Source organism: Nakamurella deserti, from assembly GCF_003260015.1.
Lineage (GTDB): Bacteria > Actinomycetota > Actinomycetes > Mycobacteriales > Nakamurellaceae > Nakamurella > Nakamurella deserti.
Window position 1 is genome coordinate 172,894 of sequence record NZ_QCXS01000004.1, and the last position, 17,740, is coordinate 190,633.

General features: G+C 73.4%; 11 protein-coding genes. 5 read left to right on the plus strand and 6 right to left on the minus strand.

Features of this window, described 5'->3' with window-relative positions:
- The first annotated feature begins 84 nt into the window (after window positions 1-84).
- Together DB033_RS19265 and DB033_RS19270 are read left to right on the plus strand one after the other, a co-directional pair.
- A complete protein-coding gene (locus DB033_RS19265; protein WP_205844046.1) occupies window positions 85-939 on the plus strand; it encodes a hypothetical protein in 855 nt (284 codons plus the stop codon).
- Window positions 940-1,069: 130 nt separating this feature from the next.
- Window positions 1,070-2,056 (plus strand): pyridoxal-phosphate dependent enzyme, encoded by a 987-nt coding sequence (locus DB033_RS19270; protein WP_111768584.1) that lies wholly within the window; start codon window positions 1,070-1,072, stop codon window positions 2,054-2,056.
- A gap of 69 nt (window positions 2,057-2,125) precedes the next feature.
- On the opposite strand, the gene DB033_RS19275 is transcribed toward DB033_RS19270, so the two are convergent.
- On the minus strand, window positions 2,126-2,881 hold the full coding sequence (locus DB033_RS19275; RefSeq protein WP_111768585.1) for an SDR family NAD(P)-dependent oxidoreductase: 756 nt from the start codon (window positions 2,879-2,881) through the stop codon (window positions 2,126-2,128).
- A 133-nt stretch (window positions 2,882-3,014) separates the two neighbouring features.
- Here DB033_RS19275 and DB033_RS19280 point away from each other — a divergent pair, with 133 nt between their 5' ends.
- Together DB033_RS19280 and DB033_RS19285 are read left to right on the plus strand one after the other, a co-directional pair.
- Window positions 3,015-4,931 carry a glycosyltransferase family 39 protein gene (locus tag DB033_RS19280; protein ID WP_111768586.1) on the plus strand — a complete coding sequence of 639 codons (1,917 nt, stop codon included), beginning with the start codon at window positions 3,015-3,017 and terminating at the stop codon, window positions 4,929-4,931.
- Between the two features lie 144 nt (window positions 4,932-5,075).
- The gene (locus DB033_RS19285) at window positions 5,076-5,738 is read left to right on the plus strand and encodes a class I SAM-dependent methyltransferase (RefSeq protein WP_111768587.1); all 663 of its coding nucleotides are present in this window, start codon (window positions 5,076-5,078) and stop codon (window positions 5,736-5,738) included.
- Window positions 5,739-5,758: 20 nt separating this feature from the next.
- Here the strand turns inward: DB033_RS19285 and ppk2 are convergent, their stop codons facing one another.
- The 4 genes from ppk2 to DB033_RS19305 form a co-directional block, all read right to left on the minus strand.
- Window positions 5,759-6,697 carry a polyphosphate kinase 2 gene (ppk2, locus tag DB033_RS19290; protein ID WP_111768588.1) on the minus strand — a complete coding sequence of 313 codons (939 nt, stop codon included), beginning with the start codon at window positions 6,695-6,697 and terminating at the stop codon, window positions 5,759-5,761.
- Window positions 6,698-6,807: 110 nt separating this feature from the next.
- A complete protein-coding gene (locus DB033_RS19295) occupies window positions 6,808-8,079 on the minus strand; it encodes a cytochrome P450 (protein WP_205844047.1) in 1,272 nt (423 codons plus the stop codon).
- A gap of 255 nt (window positions 8,080-8,334) precedes the next feature.
- Window positions 8,335-13,464 (minus strand): OmpL47-type beta-barrel domain-containing protein, encoded by a 5,130-nt coding sequence (locus tag DB033_RS19300; RefSeq protein WP_170315603.1) that lies wholly within the window; start codon window positions 13,462-13,464, stop codon window positions 8,335-8,337.
- Between the two features lie 1,228 nt (window positions 13,465-14,692).
- A complete protein-coding gene (locus tag DB033_RS19305) occupies window positions 14,693-14,875 on the minus strand; it encodes a CsbD family protein (RefSeq protein ID WP_111768802.1) in 183 nt (60 codons plus the stop codon).
- Window positions 14,876-15,268: 393 nt separating this feature from the next.
- Between DB033_RS19305 and DB033_RS21540 the strand changes: the two genes are divergently transcribed.
- Window positions 15,269-16,975: a 5-oxoprolinase subunit B/C family protein gene (locus DB033_RS21540; RefSeq protein ID WP_111768590.1), complete on the plus strand. Its 1,707-nt coding sequence runs from the start codon at window positions 15,269-15,271 to the stop codon at window positions 16,973-16,975.
- A 24-nt stretch (window positions 16,976-16,999) separates the two neighbouring features.
- On the opposite strand, the gene DB033_RS19315 is transcribed toward DB033_RS21540, so the two are convergent.
- Window positions 17,000-17,728 carry a FadR/GntR family transcriptional regulator gene (locus DB033_RS19315; RefSeq protein ID WP_157970809.1) on the minus strand — a complete coding sequence of 243 codons (729 nt, stop codon included), beginning with the start codon at window positions 17,726-17,728 and terminating at the stop codon, window positions 17,000-17,002.
- Window positions 17,729-17,740 lie beyond the last annotated feature (12 nt).

Below are 17,740 nucleotides of genomic sequence, written 5' to 3' on the forward strand. Positions count from 1 at the left end.
ACCGACCTGCGTCGCCCCACAGTCGACGTACCGCCAGATGCGGTCCCCTGCGGCCGCGGCCGCCCGACTCCTCCAGGAGACCCCATGTCCCGATCCCGTTCGTTGCTCCGGGCCGCCCGGGTGACGCTGCTCGTCGGCGCCGTCGCCGCCACCACGCTGGTCACCGGCGGCACCGCCCAGGCCTCCGGAAAGACCTCGGCGGGCGGTGATTTCGCGGTCACGCTGAACGGCACCGTGTACAACCCGGCGGCCGGCCAGTCGGTGTCGGTGAAGTCCGTGACGCCGCGGGGCACCATCGCCGTCCGCGGCCGCAACGTGGGCTTCGACCTCGATCCGGCGACGCTGGGCGCCTACGCCTACACCCTCACCGGTGCACCCGACAGCCAGCGCATGGTCACGGCACCGACCGTGGTCTTCGCGTCCAAGGTGCCGACGCTGACCGCCGCACAGCGGTCGGGAGTGTCGATCAGGGAACTGCAGGTCAGGGACGACACCCTGGTCCTGATCTTCCAGACGGCCGGCGGCAAGCTCAAGATCCAGGCCAAGGACGGTGCGCAGGGCGGCATCTTCCAGATGGAGCCCGAGTTCGCCGCGCCGGTCGAGATCGTGCACACCCTCGGCGCCGGGCTCTTCTACTTCGTCAACCCGTTCACCGGCAAGGTCAACTTCGGCGACGGTGTGGACGCCGTCGCCGGATCCCACCAGATGCTGCTGGGCAAGGACAGCCCGCAGGTGGCGACGAAGACGTTCCAGGACGCCACGGTCACCCGCTGGTCGGTCGCCTCCGGCGGCCGGATGGGCGGGGTGCTCGGCGAGGACGCCGTGGAACTCTCGGCCGGCGCGACGAACTGCACCAGCCAGTGCCAGGCCCGCAACCAGATCCGCGGCTCGCTGCCGGTGCCGCCGAACCCGACCGCGCCGACGCCGATCGGCGGCTGATCGGCGGCCGATCGGCGGCTGATCGGCGGCTGATCGGCATCGCGCCGGACCGGTGGTCCCCACCCGCCGCCGGTGTGCTTGCATCGTCGGGGCTCCGCGACCTCGCGGAGTCCCGTGGTGAGGAGCGCACATGTCGCAGCGGCAGGCAGCGCCGAGGGCGGGCACCGGCGACGGACCGCGCCTGCGGCTGGGCAGCTGGCCCACCCCGCTGGAGGCCGCTCCGCGACTCGCCGCAGCCCTCGGCCTGGGCGCGGACGACCTGTGGATCAAGCGCGACGACCTGATCGGGCTCGGCGGCGGTGGCAACAAGGTCCGCAAACTCGAGTACACCCTCGGGGGCGCGGTGGCCGACGGCGCCCGCACCGTGGTCACCAGCGGCGCACCCCAGAGCAACCACGCCCGGCTGACCGCGGCGGCCGCGGCCCGGCAGGGCCTGACCGCGGTGCTGGTCCTCGAGGGTGACGCCCCGACCGACGTCCGCGGGAACCTGCTGCTCGACGGCCTTCTCGGGGCGGAACTGGTCTGGGCGGGGCACGTCGGGCCCGCTGCCCTCGCCGCCCGCGTCGAGCAGGAGGCGACCGTGCGCACCGCCGCCGGCCGGCCCGCCGCGGTGATCCCCTTCGGCGGCTCGAGCGTCCTGGGCGCCCACGGCTACGTCCGGGCGGGTGAGGAACTCCTGGACCAGGCGCCGGAGCTCACCACGGTGGTGACCGCGGTCGGGTCGGGCGCCACCATGGCCGGTCTGGTGCACGCCCTCGGCGCGGGGCGCGTTCTCGGGGTCGACACCGGCGCGGTGTCCGACGGCCCGGACCGGGTCGCCGGCCTGGTCGCCGGGCTCTCGGGCACCCCGGCCGACCCCGAGGCCCTCCGCTGGGACGGTGACCAGGTGGGGGCCGGCTACGGAACCCTCACCGCGGCCGTGCGTTCCGCCCTCCGCCTGCTGGCCCGCACCGAGGGCGTGGTGCTGGACCCGGTGTACACCGGGCGGGCCGCCGCCGGTCTGGTCGACGCCGTCCGGACCGGCGCCGTCAGCCCCGGCGAGCGCACGGTCCTGCTGCACAGCGGTGGTCTGCCCGGGCTCTTCGGGCATCCGGACGCGGCGACGCTGACCGGCTGACCGCCCTACCGTCCCTACCGTCCCTACCGCGCCTCCTGCGCCTCCTGCGCCTCCTGCGCCTCCTGCGCCCTACTGCGCGGTGTAGCCGCCGTCGACCAGGTGGTAGCTGCCGGTGATGAACGACGCCGCGTCGCTGGCCAGGAAGGCCACCAGGGCGGCCACCTCGTCCGGGCGGCCCATCCGGCCGAGCGCGTGCTTGCCGTCCAGATGGGTGCGGGTCGGTTCGTCGAGGCTGCGCTCGACGAGGGGCGTGGCGATGAAGCCGGGGCCCACGCTGACCACCCGGACGCCGTGCGCCGCGTACTCCAGGGCGGCGTTCCTGGTCAGTCCGATCAGTCCGTGCTTGCTGGTGACGTAGGCCGACGAGTTCGCGAACCCGACGCTGCCCAGGATCGACGCCATGTTCACGATAGCCCCACCTCCGGCGGCGATCATCGCCGGGATCTGCGCCCGCATGCCCAGGAACACGGCGTCGAGGTTGACGTCGAGGACCTTGCGCCAGTCCGCGACCGACAGGTCGGCGACCGGGGCGGCGGCCCCACCGATGCCGGCGTTGTTCACCGCGATCCGCAGTGGGCCCAGACGACCGGCTGCGGCGACCATCGCGGTCACGTCGGCCTCGTCGGTGACGTCGCCGCCGAGGGTCTCGGCGGTCCCGCCGGCTGCGGTGATCCGCTCGGTGACCTGCCGGGCGCCCGCTTCGTCACGGTCCACCACCAGTACCGCCGCGCCGGACGCGGCCAGTACCTCCGCCACCGCGGCGCCGATCCCGGAGCCACCGCCGGTCACGATCGCCGATCGTCCCGCCACGTCGTAGGTCGCCATCTCGTCTCCCGGTGCTCGTCGGGGTCCGCCACCGTCCGGTGGGCCCGTCGCTCCATCCTCACCCCCGGCCCGGCGGGGTGCCCGTCGGCGCCCCCGGTGGCGCCCGGCGACGGCGTCCCTAGACTCCGGGTCGATGACCGATCGTCGCTACCGGGCCGCGTTGGCGCTGCTCGCGCTGGGTTCCGCCGCGGCGGCGGTCGCGGTCCACCACTGGTTGTTCCCGCTGTACTCGCTCAACCGCGACGACTCGGTCTACGTCGCGATGTCGCGCCTGCTGCAGCAGGGGCACGCCACCTATCCGTTGGACTTCGCGCCGTTCCGGCCGTGGGCGTCGGCTCCGGTGGGTGACCGCATCGTGCTGAAGTACAGCCCGCCGTGGCCGGCGGTCCTCGCCGTCGCGGAGACGCTCAGCGGTGCGTCCTGGGTGGCGCTCGGCGTGGTCGCCGCCGCGGTGGTGGTGCTCACCGCGACGGTGACCGCGGAGGTGTTCACCGACCGGGCCGCCGCCCTGGTGGCCGGGGTGCTGGCCGCGTGCTCGCCGGCGATCCTGCTGCAGAGCGGCACCTACCTGCCGTACCTGTTCCAGCTGGCGCTCGGTCTCGCCGCTGTCGTCCTGCTCCTGCGGGGCGTGCGTCGGCCGTCCGCCGCCACCACGGTCGCCGCCGGCACGGTGATGGGTGTCGCGGCCTGGGCCCGGCCCTACGACGCCGTCCTGGACCTGGTCCCGTTCCTGGTGTACGTGGTGATCCACCGGTGGCGGCCGTCGTCGACCGGCCCGCGCTGGTGGGTGGTGCTGCTCCGGGTCGCCGTCGGTGCCGCACCGGTGCTGCTGGTGATGCTCGCCTGGAACGCCGCGGTGCTCGGCGACCCGCTGCGCCTGCCGTACACCGTCACGGGTCCGCAGGACGGCTTCGGGTTCGGGATGCGTGGGGTCTTCCCGCAGTACACCTCCCTGTTCACCGCCGGGGACGGCGTCGCCGGCACGGTGGGCAATCTCGGGGCCCTGCCGGCCTGGACCGCGGGCGGCCTCGTGGTGATCGCACTGGCCGGTGTCGGCGTCGTCCGCCGCGCCCGGGGTCCGGCGATCCCGCTGGCCGCGCTGGCGGTGGTGGTGCCGCTCGGGTACCTGCCGTTCTGGGGGCCGTGGGCGATCAGTGAGGTGTGGGACGGCATCGCGCATTTCGGGCCGTACTACCACCTGGCCGTGCTCGTTCCGCTGGTGGCGTTCGCGGCGGTCACGCTGGTCGAGGCGGCCCGCCGGGTCCGGTCACCGGCGCCCCGGTGGGCGCGGGCCGCGCTGACCGCGGTGGTCGCCGCGATGGTGGCCGTGACGGTGGTGGCGGTGCCCGGCAAGGTCGCGGTCAACCTCGCCGTCCGCGACGACTTCCGTTCCCTGCAGCGGTTCGTCGCCGACGCACCGCTCGGGCGGGCGGTGCTCCTGCTGCCCGGCCGCGGGGATCTCGGCTTCGACAGCACCACCCCGTTCCTGGAGAACCGGCCCGACCTCGACCAGCCGGTGCTCTACGCGGAGACCCGGGGCGGGCCCGACCTCGAGCTGATCGACCGCTTCCCCGACCGCGCCCTGTACCGGCTGAGTCAGCAGCTGCCGCCCGGCCGGCCCACCGGCGGCACTGTCGTGCTGGACCGGCTGTCGGTCGACACCGGCGACGACGTGGACGTGCGCGTGGCCCTGTCGGTCCCGCGCGGGGGCACCGCGACCGCGTACCTCTTCGACGGCACCACCGAGCACCGGATCCCGCTCGACGGGAGCATCGATCTCGACTGGACACTCACCACCCTGTCCCACCCCGGCCCAATGCCGACCGGAACCGTCCGGATCGCCGGCGGCACCGGGGTGGTCGCCGTCGGACTCGAGGTCGCCGGCGGCGGCGGCGTCTCGCGCTGGGAGCGCCGGTTCGCCTACCGGGTCACCGCTGACGGCTCCCGACTGCAACTGCTCCGGCCCGGGCAGGGCTGGTCGCTGAACGGGACGCCCGGCGCCGGTTGGCAGCTCGACGTCGCCGACAGCCCGGTGACCGAACGGGAGTGAGGTTCCGGCGGTCCGCGTCCGGAACCACGGCACCGGCCCGGCGGCCGTCCCCGGCCCGTGTCGATCCGTGGCCCGCGCCCGCCCGGCGTGCCGGAACGGCAACAGGACTCGCCGGGCCGGCACCCCACGGACCACGATGGAGCCATGACCGAACACGCGCCGACCACCGTTCCCGCCGCCGCCGACGCCTACGTCGGCGATCCCGACGTCCGCACCTACTGGGACGGCGTGTACGCCGACCGGGAGCGGCTGTGGAGCGGCAACCCCAACGGCGCCCTGGTGGCCGAGGTCGCCGATCTCACCCCGGGCCGGGTGCTGGACGTGGGTTGCGGTGAGGGCGCCGACGCGGTGTGGCTGGCCCGGCAGGGGTGGGACGTCACCGCCCTCGAGGTGTCGGGCGTGGCCCTGGACCGGGCGCGCGGACACGCCCGCGACGCCGGCGTCGACATCCGCTGGGTGCACGCCGGTCTGGCCGAGGCGGAGCTGGCCGCCGGGTCCTTCGACCTGGTGTCCGCCCAGTACCCCGCGCTCCCCCGCACACCGGACGCCGCCGCGGAACGTGCACTGCTCCGGGCGGTCGCCCCGGGAGGTGTGCTGCTGCTGGTGCACCACGCGGGCATGGAGTCGGCCGAGCCGCGGGAGGGTTTCGACCCGCTGGCCTACGTCTGGCCGTCGATGGTCACCGCCGCACTGGACGACGGCTGGGCGATTGAGGTCGACGAGGTGCGCCCGCGGGTCATCCCCGACGGCGGTGCGGGAGCGCACCACACGGACGATCTCGTGGTGCGGGCCCGCCGGTTGCGGTGACCGTGGGCGGGTGCGGGTGCTCAGAGCGCGGGGAACTCCCGCCGCTCCACGTTCCCGTTCTCGAACAGGCCGGCCGCCGAGCCGACGATCAGCGGGTCGACCTCACCGATCGCCGCCGGGTCCTTGCCGGCGTAGTCGAACCGGCTCAGCACGTGCCGCATGGCGTTGAGCCGTGCCCGCTTCTTGTCGTTGCTCTTCACGACGGTCCACGGCGCGTGCTCGGTGTCGGTGTCGGTGTAGAAGAACATCGCCTCCTTCGCCTCCGTGTAGGCGTCCCACCGGTCCAGCGAGGCGAGGTCGGTCGGACTCAGCTTCCACTGCCGTACCGGGTCGATGTGGCGCACCATGAACCGGGTGCGCTGCTCGGCCTGGGTCACGGAGAACCACAGCTTGATCACGTGGATGCCGCTGCCGGCCAGCATCCGTTCCAGCGCGGGGACCTCGCGCATGAACTCCTCGTACTCGCGTTGCGAGCAGTAGCCCATGACCCGTTCGACGCCGGCCCGGTTGTACCAGGAGCGGTCGAACAGCACGATCTCGCCCGCACCGGGCAGGTGGGCGACGTACCGCTGGAAGTACCACTGGGTGCGTTCCCGCTCCGACGGCTTCTCCAGTGCGACGACTGTCGCGCCACGCGGGTTGAGATGCTCGGTGAAACGCTTGATGGTGCCGCCCTTGCCGGCGGCGTCGCGGCCCTCGAACAGGATCACGATCCGCTGGCCGGTGTCCTTCACCCACCGCTGCAACCGCAGCAGCTCGATCTGCAGCGTGCGTTTGGTCCGCTCGTACTCGCGTCGTGACATCCGCTGGTCGTACGGGTAGTCCTCCCGCCAGGTCTCGACCGGCCGGCCGTCCGGGCCGAGCAGGACGGGATCGTCGTCGTGGTCGTCCACGTCCACGTCGAACTCGTCGGTGAACAACCGTTCGGCGAGCTCGGCGTCGTCGTCGGTGGCGGTCATGGCTGGTGCCCTTCGCGGAACCGGCGGGCCACGTGCTGTCCACGTCCACGCCTGCTCGCCCGGTTACCCGGCGGCCCACCTCGGCAACCGCCCACCGGCGCGGCCCACGGTCAGAACGTCACCGGCAGCCGGCGCGGACCGCGCAGCACCGTCCCGGGGCGCATCACGACCGGGCCGGCCGGCCGCAGCCCGGGGAACCGTACGGCCAGCGCCCGGAACGCCGCGGCCAGCTCCATCCGGGCCAGCGCCGCGCCCAGGCAGTAGTGGATGCCGCCGGAGAACGCCAGGTGCTCCCCCATGTCGGGACGGGTCACGTCGAACCGGTGCGGGTCGGTGAAGACGTCGGGATCCCGGTTGGCCGCGGCCAGCAGCAGCATCACCCACTGGCCACGCCGCGCCTCGACCCCGGCGAGCCGGACCGGTTCGGGGGTGAGCAGCACGCGCGCGGTCTGCTGCACCGGAGGGTCGTACCGCAGGACCTCCTCGACGACGGCGCCCGCCCGGGAGGGATCGTCGACCAGCAGCTGCCACTGTTCCCGGTCGGCCAGCAGGGCGCGGACACCGTTGCCGATCGCGTTGACCGTCGTCTCGAAACCGGCCAACAGCAGCAGGCCAACCAGGGCCGACAGCTCCTCCAGGGTGATCTGGTCGCCCTCCTGGGCCAGCAACGCCGACGTCAGGTCGTCGCCCGGGTCCGCGGCGGCGCGCACCAGCAGGGCGTCGAAGGTCTGCTTGAGGTCGCGGTCGGCCAGATACAGCGTGAGGGCGTGCCCGATGGAACGCACCCCGTCCAGCGCCGAGGCCACGGTGGCGCCGATGTGCCGCAGCCGGCCGGGCTCGTCGGGCAGCCCGAGCATCCGGGTGATCACCGCGATCGGCAGTGGCGAGGCGAACGCCGCCATCAGGTCGAACGACCGCCCCTGCCGGGCGACGGGGTCGAGGAGCCGGTCGATGGCCGTCTCGACCAGCGCCTCGTAGCCGGCCATCCGCCGCGGGGTGAACGCGGGCGCGGCGAGCCGCCGCAGCCGGGTGTGGTCGGGTGGGTTCAGCGCCAGCAACGACAGGTCCAGCATGTCCGAACCGGGACGCGGCGCCGCCGGGTCGTCCACCCCGAAGGCACGGCTGCGCAGCACCTGCTGGCAGACGGCGTGACTGGTGGTGCTGAGGTTGCCCAGCCGGGTGGGCAGGACGGGCCCCAGGGCGCGCATCCGCTCGTGGACGGCGTGCGGGTCGGCACGGCCGGCGGCGAGCTGCAGCTGGCTGAGCGGGTCGCCCCGGACCAGCCCGTGGTAGGCGTTCTGCGCCCGCATCGCGTAGATCTCCCGGGCGAACCGCCCGATCCCGAGCGCCTGTCTGCTGAGCTGCTGCACGTTGACGGCCACAACCCATGATGCGACAGCGTGGCCGGGTCGGGAGCGAACCGCCCGCGGTGGATGCCCGGTGCCGCCGGTCGCCGCCTGCTGCACCGGCGCGTCGTCGGCGCCCTCGGTGCTGTCGATCCCGCACCGGTGCGGTGCGGCACCGCTGCCGTGCGTCGGGTGCGCAGCCCGTCACCGGAGGCCGATCGGCGGGGGCGGGACGCGCGAACGGCCGGGCCGACGACACCGTGGTGCTGTCGGCCCGGCCGTTCCCCACCGTTACCGGACGGTCACCTTCACCGTCGCGGACGGGTCGCCGTCACTGCCCCGGGCGGTGACCGTGGCCGCCCCGACCGGCATCGCGGCGGGCACCTTCACGGTGACCCTGGCGGCACCGTTGTGGTCGGTGAACACCGAGCCGAGGGTGAGCCCCGCGGCGGACAGCGCGACCGTGTCGAAGCGGTCGAAGCCGGCCAGCGAGAACGTCACGAACCCCCCGCGGGCGACGGTCGTGACGCTGGCCTTGACCGTGGTCGCGACGTCCGCGGTGATGCGCACCGTCACGGTCCGCAGCACCGAGGCGTTGCCGGCGACGTCGTAGGAGCGGTAGCTGACCAGGTGGTCGCCGACGGTACCGAAGGTCAGGGTGCGACCGGCGTCGATGGGCGTCCACGACGACCGGTTGACCATGTACTCGATGCGGTCGACCCCGGACAGCGTGTCGGCGGCCCCGAACGACAGCGTCACCGGGTTGCGTGGCGTGCCGTTGCCGGTGGTGGGCACCCGGACGACGGTGGCGGTCGGCACGGCCTTGTCGACCTTGACCGGCACGGAGCCGGCCGAGTTCGCCACCACGAGGTTGCTGCGGACCAGCCGGTGATCGAGGACGTGGGAACCGTTGGCGGACACCGTGACGCCCCGGGTGTAGGTGCGCCAGGTCCCGCCGTCGAGCCGGTACTGCGCGATCGTGCCGGCCGGAGCCGTCATGGTCACCAGGACGTCGGAGGTGTACCAGCCGTCGTCCGTCGGCTCGTCCCCGGAGGTCAGCGTGACGGTGGCGGTGCCGGTGCCCCCGCCGGTGGCCGGCACGGACGCCGACCCGGTGCTGCCGACGTTGCCGGCCACGTCGACCGGTCGGTACTCGACCGTCGCGGCGGCGGCGCCCACGGTCACCACGGCGCGGGCGCCGTCCGCCGTCGTCCAGGCGCCGCCGTCGACGCGGTACTCCAGCCGTTGCACGCCCGAACCCGACGCGGCGTCCGCCGCGTCGACGGTGACCGTGCGGGCCGCGGTGTCGACCGCGGCTGTCGCGGTCGGTGCGACACCGTCGACCTTGACGGTCTTCTCGACGACGGTGCTGATGATGCCGGCGGCGTCCACCGCACGGAACCACAGGGTGCGGGTCCCGTCGGTGATGCGCCGCGCGGTGGCGGTGTCCCACGTGGTGCCGCCGTCCTCGGACAGCTGCACGACCGGGGCGGCGCCGCTGTCGTCGGTCGCGGTGGCGGTGACGTCCACCGCGGACCTCCACCAGCCGCCGGCACCGTCGGGTGCCGCCGGGGCGACCGTGACGGTCAGCACCGGTGCGGTGCCGTCGAGCACGGTGACCGTGGCGGTCGCGGTGACCGTGGCGGAACCTGCGACGACTCCGGACACCGGAAAGGTTCCCGGCTTCGCGTAGGACGCCGGGTCCACGGCCGCCCAGGTCACGCCGACCTGGCGGGTGGCGCCGTCGGTGTAGGTCGCCGCGACCGTCGCCGGCAGCACCGGGGCGACGCCGGACGCGGTGGACACGGCCACCGGTGCCGTCGAGGTGGGCACCGGGGCGTCGGCTGCGACCGGGAGCCGCAGGAACGTCACGGAACTCGCCGGGAAGTCGTAGGCGAAGGTGCCGCCCAGGCCGCTCAGCGTCCTGGTCGTGGGCGTCACCGTGTTCTTGGCCGCCTTGGTGTTCTGCGCCGCCGGGTCATCGGTGAGCTCGGTGACGGTGGCGGTGCCCTGCAGCGCGACGTCGGCCACCTGGACCGAGGTGCGCTGGGTGGCGGTGGTGGTGTTGACCACCTTGACCAGCAGGTCACCGGTGGTGGTGTCGCGGGTGGCGACCTGGAAGAACTTCTCCGCGGCCGGCTCGGTGTAGGTCATCTGCAGCACACCGTCGAGGTACAGGTCGATGGTGCGGTCCTTGACCTCGATCTTCACCTTGTAGGTCTGACCGGTGGTCAGGGTGCGGTTCTCCAGGGCCTTGACCTCGGTGGCGCCACCGCCGTCGGCCTTCTGCAACACGGAGCGGGTGTTGTTCCAGCCGCCCAGGTTCCACCAGTAGTAGTCGTCGGCACCGCCGGCGGCGAAGCCGACGAGGAAGCCCTCGGCTCCGGCGGTCTTGGTGGCGTCCACCTCCACGGTGTAGTCGTTCCAGTCCTTGGTGTAGGCGCCGGTGATGATGCTGCGGGCGTCGGTGACGTCGGTGGCGCTCTGCACGTACCGGCCGCCGGTCGCGGCCCAGGTCCCGCGCTGCGGGAGCCATTGCGCGGCGGTGGCGAAGTCGTCGGCGAACAGCGTCGCGCCGTCGGCGCCGGAGGTGACCTTCACGTTGTCGTAGGTGGCGGCGGTGTTCCAGGTGGAGAGGAAGATGCCGCCGTCCAGCGGCGCGGCGGTGTTGGCCCCGCCGCCGTAGGTGCTCGGGACGACCTCGTCCCCGACGTTGTTCATGAACATGTGCTGGACGTGGTAGTTCGGCGTCAGCCAGCGCTCGTCGTTGTCGAACCAGATCATGTCCGGGTTCCACTGGATGTAGTCCTCGTTGGCGTAGACCGGCGCGTAGGACGCCATCTTCACCACGTCGGAGTTGCGCTCCAGGGCGGTCATGTAGGCGGCCTCGGACAACGCGTTGTACAGCGTGTTGCCACGGGAGGCGTACTCACCGAGGAAGACCTTCGGCCCGTTGCGGTCGTAGGAGTCGTAGCGGTGGGTGTTGGACAGGAACCATGACGGGTCGCGGTAGTAGTGCTCGTCGACCAGGTCGACCTTCTGCGCCCGGTTGAACTCCCACAGCTGGTCGAAGCGCGCACCGGAGGAATCCGGACCGGAGTTCGAGACGATCAGGATGTCGGGGTACTTCGCCTTGACCGCGTCCCGGAACGCCGCGAAGTTGGCCTGGAAGGTGTCGGTGTTCTCCTCGTTGCCCAGCCCGATGTAGCGCATGCCGAACGGTTCCGGGTGGCCCAGCGCGATCCGCTTGGCGCCCCACTCGGTGCCGGCGTCACCGTTGGCGAACTCGATGAGGTCGACGGTGTCGTCGACCCAGCGCTGGAAGCGGGGGTCGTCGTTCTTCATCTCGGCCAGACCCGCGCCACCGCAACCGTTCGCGCCGACCGACAGCACCGGCAGCGGGGTGGCACCCATGTCCTCGGCCAGCTCGAAGTACTCCAGGTACCCGATGCCGTAGGACTGGTTGTAGCCCCAGAAGTTCCAGTTGGTCGGCCGTTCCTCGACCGGGCCGAGGGTCTCCTTCCACTGGTAGGTGCGCTTGCGCTCGGTGAACCCGCTCTCCTCGTAGCCGGAGAAGGTGCCCACGTTGGTGACGCAGCCACCCGGGAACCGCAGGAAGGAGGGGTTGAGGTCGTCGACGGCCTGGGCGAGATCCTTGCGCAGCGCGGTCTTCCCGTTCACCGGACCGACCCAGGTGTCCTGCGGCATCAGCGACACCATGTCCAGCTTGATCCGGCCCGGCGCACCGGCGAGGACGGCGTACCGGCCGGCGGCGGTGGTGCCGGTCGCGGTCACCGTGACCCCGTACTTCTTCCAGGTGTCGCTGCCGTCGACGGCGACGGTGCCCGTGGCGTACACGGTGCCGGCGGCGTCGGCCACCCGGACGGTGAGGGTCTGCGCGACCGCGGAACGGGCCCAGAGCGACGCGTCGTAGGACTTGCCGGACTCGACGGCGATCCCGCTGTTGTACGACAGGTTGCGGACGCCGTCACCGGCCGCCGTGGCGTCGAGGTCGAGGTAGAAGCGGTTGTTCTTGTTCATCATCGCCGCGTCGCTGACCACGGTGGTGGTCGGCGTCCCGGCGGCCGGGGCGTCCACGGTCTGCCAGCCGGTCAGGCCGTTGAACGAGCCGTTGTCGGCGGAGTTGAACTCGAACGAGCGGTTGCGGACGAGCTCGGCGTAGAGACCGCCGTCGGCGGCGTAGTTGATGTCCTCGTAGAACAGGCCGTAGAGGTCCTTGCTGATGTCGACCGTCTTCCCGTCGCCGTCGACAGCGAGAGTGCCGGCTCCGGCGATGGTCTCGGTGTTGACGGTGACCGCCGCGGCCTTGCCGCCGACGACGAGCGCACCGCCGGTACCGACGCCCACGTACCCGGCGTCACCCGTCGAATCGGCCGTCCGCAGGTACAGTCTGCCGCCCCCGGCGTCGGTCAGCCGCAGCGCCGCCGGCGCCTCGCCCGCAGCGCCGACCCGGACGGAGCCGCCTACGAGCACGATCGGCAGGTCGTTCCCGGACGTCCGCAGCGAGAACGCCGAATCCGCCAGCGGGGTGACGGTGACGGCCAGGACACCGGCGGGCCGGTCCGGTACCAACGCGAGGGCGGAGCCGGCGGCGCCGCCCGTCAGGTAGGTGCCCGCGGCGGTCCCGCGCAGGGTGAAGGTGCCCTGCGGGACGACGCTGCGACCCTCGGCGGCGGTCAGCGAGAAGTGGTCGAAGACGACCTCGTGGGACGCGCCGGCGCCGGCCGCGAGGGCGTACAGGCCCACCTTGGTCGTGTCGAACGAGACCGTGACCTGAGCCGCCTGGACCCAGATCCCGTCGGCGAGATAGCTGGTGGTGACGACGTTCCCGACACGCTGCAGCTTGAGCGTCTCACCGGTGGAGCCGGCCCGGGGGGTGAAGGTGGAGCTGTACGCCGCGTCGGTCTCCAGACCGTTCTCGATGACCGTCGGGCCGCCGGGGGCGAAGCTCACGTGGGACAGTCCGGCCCGCACGTAGCTGTCGAGGTCCTTCATCGCGATCAACCCAGCGCCCTGGAAGTCCTGCGTCACCAGGCCCCGGAACGTCGTGACGGCGGTGAAGTCACCGGCCGGCACGTCGACCAGGAAGACGTTCTTCGCGGAGTTGTCGCCCTGGTAGGTGTCGCCCGGCTGTGACTTCACGGTGAGGTTGCCGGGATTGCTGGTCAGCGACCAGTTCGCACCCGATTCGTTGAGGATCGACCACTGCGGACCCAGGGTCGCCGCTTCGAACTCGTCCGTGGTCGCGCCGGCGGGAACCGCGCCCACGGGGGCGGCGGCGGCGAAGGTCGGTGGCGCGGCGACGGCGGGAAGGCCGCCGAGGCCGGACAGGGCGAGGCCGATCACCGTCGCGGTGGCGAGGCAGACCGGCACGGGCCGGCGCCGAGGGGGCATTCTCATCGTGCTCCTGAACATGGGGCGGGAGGTGTGACGGTTGCGCGTCGCCGGGGCCGCCGTGGTGGCAGCACCGGTACAGCGGCGCACGCGTCACCAGCGGAGCCGCGGGAGCGGCACCGCTGTGCAAGCGACGGGGGGGGTGGTGCGACGGGGCAGGGGTCGACCGAAGTCGACTCGGGGAACGCCGGACGGGCCGGCGCAGGGTCGGTGACGCTCAGGACGGATCTGACCGGCGCTCCTTTGCGGCGGTGACACGGACGGGCGGACACGGACGGGCGGAGTCGGACAGACACGACGGACGGGCGGGTACGGACGAGCGGTCGGACGGTTCCGGGACGGACACCGCCGGCGCTGCGGCTCCCTCGTCGGAGCAAAGCTGCGGATGTTGCGCACGACACATCCGGGAACAGTGTGAACGCTAACACCACGGTCGTCAAGAGGGCGTCGCGGCCGAAGTCGTCGATCCGAGGACGGCGGGGCGTCGATGACCCGCACGATGTGCAGTCGCCGTCGTCCGGGGCGGCTGCCGCGTGGCGGGATGACGGCCCGGCGATGCAGGGGCACGCGGCGGTGCGGACCGGAGACCCGTCCGCCGGTGGCGCTCAGGTGGACATTGGTCGGCACGGTCACGCAGCGACGACTGACACCCGTAGGAACCCGTCGGTCCGCGCGGTCACCCAGCGGCAGCGGGCCCCGGCGGGCGCACCGGCCGATACCGGCACGCAGCGACGACAAGTTCCTGGTGGGCGCACCGATCGGGACCGGCACACGGCGACGGCAGGCCCCGGGTGGGCGCATCGGTCGACGCTTGGAGCGACAGCAGGACCGTGATGCGCACCGGTCGACCCGGCGCCCAGCGACGACAGGCCCCGGGTGGGCGCACCGGCCGATACCGGCACACAGCGACGACAAGTTCCTGGTGGGCGCACCGATCGGGACCGGCACACAGCGACGACAGGCCCCGGGTGGGCGCATCGGTCGATGCTTGCAGCGACAGCAGGCCCACGCGGCGCACCGTCGACCCGGGCGCCCAGTGAGAGCGGGCCCCGGCGGGCACACCGGCCGATACCGGCACGCAGCGACGACAGGCCCGGGTGAGCGCACAGGTCCGGGTGCGCCAAGGGCACGAACGGGCCGCGACGAGTGACCGGCGTGTGACGCACCCGCGGCGCCGGGGGGGCCTGCCGTACCCGGCGCCGCCGTATGTGGGCGGCGGCGCCGGGCCGGAGGATCAGTCGAGCAGCTTGCCCGCGGCGTCCTTGGCCTTCTCGCCGGCCTGCTTGACGTTCGCGCCGGCCTGGTCGCCGTGACCTTCGGCCTCCAGGCTCTTGTCGTCGGTGGCCTTGCCGACGCCTTCCTTGATCTTGCCGGCGGCCTGCTGGCCGGCGTTCTCGATCTTGTCCCCGAGAGCCATCGTGGGCTCCTTCCCTTGACGGGCCGCCGCCGTGGCGGCGGTGCGACCGAACGTCTCGGTCCCTTCCGCCCGGTACCCGTTGCCGGAGCACGGGTCACGGCACGGCGGCGGCGGGGACCGCCCGCTGCACCGTCGATCCGTCCGTCGGCGCGGGGAACCGTCAGCAGCCGGGTGACGGTCACCCGGCCACCACAGGCCCACCCCGGCCGAGCTGTGGACGGCGGACGGCACGTCGGCGTGCCGCCACCGACGCGCCGGACGCGAGCCGGCTCCTTCACCCGTCGGAGTGGTCATGGTCGGCGACAGGGGGGTGCCGCCGATGATCCCGGCGAACACGGTGCACCTGCCCCGTTCCGGTCCGCGGACCCGGTGCTGGTGCGGGACGATCGGGCGATGATCGTCTCCGTCCGCCGGGCCGGCCGGCATGCGCTGCTCGTCGAGGTGGCGGACCCGGCCGAGGTGCCCGACCTCGCCGCCCGGATCGCCGCCGCCGCCCCGCCCAGCAGGATCGAGGTGGTGCCCGCCGCCACCACGGTCCTCGTCGGCACCGACGGCGATCTCGAGCCCGTGCGGGCGCTGATCGAGCGCGTGGTCACGGCTCCGCCCGGGACGACGGCGGACCCGGCCGAGGCCGACGTCGACGACGAGGTGGTCATCCCGGTGCGCTACGACGGCCCCGATCTCGACGAGCTGACCGCGCTGACCGGCTTGACCCGGGCGGAGATCGTGGCCGCGCACACGTCACGGCCCTGGCGGGCGGCGTTCACCGGCTTCGTCCCGGGGTTCTGCTACCTGATCGGCGGCGACCCCCGGCTCAGCGTCCCGCGTCGCGCCCGGTCGCGGCCGCGGGTCCCGGCCGGTGCGGTCGCCGTCGCCGGGGGGTACGGCGGCGTCTACCCGGTGGCGTCCCCCGGCGGCTGGCAGATCCTCGGGACCACCGACCGCGTCCTGTGGGACCTCGCCGCCGACCCGCCGGCCCTGATCCGCCCGGGCACCCGGGTCCGCTTCGTCGACATCGCGACCTCCGGGGACGCCGCCGGGGGCGTCGGCGGCGGTCCGGTGATCCGCCAGCCGGCCGACCCCGTACCGGCGGACGGCGCGGACGGCACGGACGGCACGGACGGCACGGACGGCACGGACGGCTCTGACAGCGCTGGCAGCGGCGCCGGCGCAGGTGGCGCGGACGGGCGGAGCGGTGAGGGGGTGACCCGGGGTCTGATCGTGGTCTCCCCCGGGCCGCTGAGTCTGCTGCAGGACGACGGACGGCCCGGCTGGTCACACCTGGGCGTGGGCCGGTCGGGTGCGGCGGATCGGGCGTCGTTCCGGCACGCCAACACACTCGTCGGCAACCCGCCGTCCGGCGTCGCCGTCGAGGTGACCTTCGGAGGTCTGAGCGTGCAGGCCCGCGGCGACCTGGTCGTCGCGGTGACCGGCGCCCCGGCACCGGTCACCGTGGACGGGGAGCCGGCCGCGTCGGGGCGGGCCCTCCCGCTGCGCGACGGTGCCCGGCTGACGTTGCGCACCCCCGCCAGCGGCCTGCGCACCTACCTCGCGGTGGCCGGTGGATTCGACGTCCCCCGCGTCCTCGGATCGGCCAGCACCGACCTGCTGTCGGGGCTCGGCACGTCGCCCCTCCGCCGCGGCGACGTGATCCCGGTCGGCACGGCCGAGAACCGGTACGGTCACAGCGGAGTCGATGCCACTCCGCCGGAATCCGCTGCCGCGGAACGGGTCCCGACCGGCGGCACCCTCGTCCTCACGGTCACCGCGGGCCCGCGGGACGACCGCTTCGTCGATCCCGGCGCGCTGGCGACCGGCGAGTGGGTGGTGTCGCCGCAGAGCAACCGGGTCGGGTTGCGACTCGACCGCGCCGACGGCGCCCCCGGCCTCGTCGGAGTCGACGACGCAGAACTCCCCAGCGAAGGTCTGGTGTCCGGGGCTGTCCAGGTGCCCCCGGGCGGCCAGCCGGTGCTGTTCCTCGCCGACCACCCGGTGACCGGGGGTTACCCGGTCGTCGCGGTCGTCGATCCGGCCGACGTCGACCGGGCCGCGCAGGCGCGACCTGGTCAACGGATCCGGTTCCGGTACGCCACTGTCTGACCGACCGCAGCCAGCCGACCGGGGTCAGCTCGGCCGCCGCAGCTCCGGATCGGCCGTGTCGTCGTCGCGCAGCGCGTGGAGGGCGCCGGCCAGATCGCGGGCCTCCAGGGCCGCCAGCAGCTCGACCTGCCCCTGGTGTCGTGACTGCAGCCGGCCGGCGGTGTCCTTGCGCAGCCGCAGCATGGCCGAACCGTCGTGCAGCACCGCGTCCAGCACCAGGCGGTACATCCCGCGCAGCGCGGCGTGCGGACTCAGGTCGGCCATCGCGGCGTGCAGGTCCCGGTCCCACTGCACGAACATTCTGACGTCGTGACCGGCGGCCGCCTCACCCGCCCGGTGCACCACGGTCCGCAGGGACGCGATGTCGGCCGGCGAGGCGTGCCAGATGGCGTCCTCGACGACGAGCGGCTCGAGTGCGTCCCGGATCCGGACCGCCTCGGCGACCGGCACCGCGGCGCCGTCCCACGACACCCGTGCCCGGCCCGACGGTGTAGGGCGGTCCGCCACGAACACGCCGCCGCCGGGCCCCGGACGCGCCACGATCAGCCCCCGCGACTGCGCGAGTCGCAGCGCCTCGTTGAACGTCCCGACCGAGCCGCCGCAGAGATGCCGGAGCTCGTGCTTGTAACCCAACCGGGAACCGGGCAGCGCCCCGCGGACCAGTTCGGCGATGCGTTCGGCGATCTGCTCGGCGCGGTTGCCGACGCCGCGTTCGGCGTAGCCCCCCCGGGCCGGGTGTTCGATCACGGTCACGTCCGCACCCCA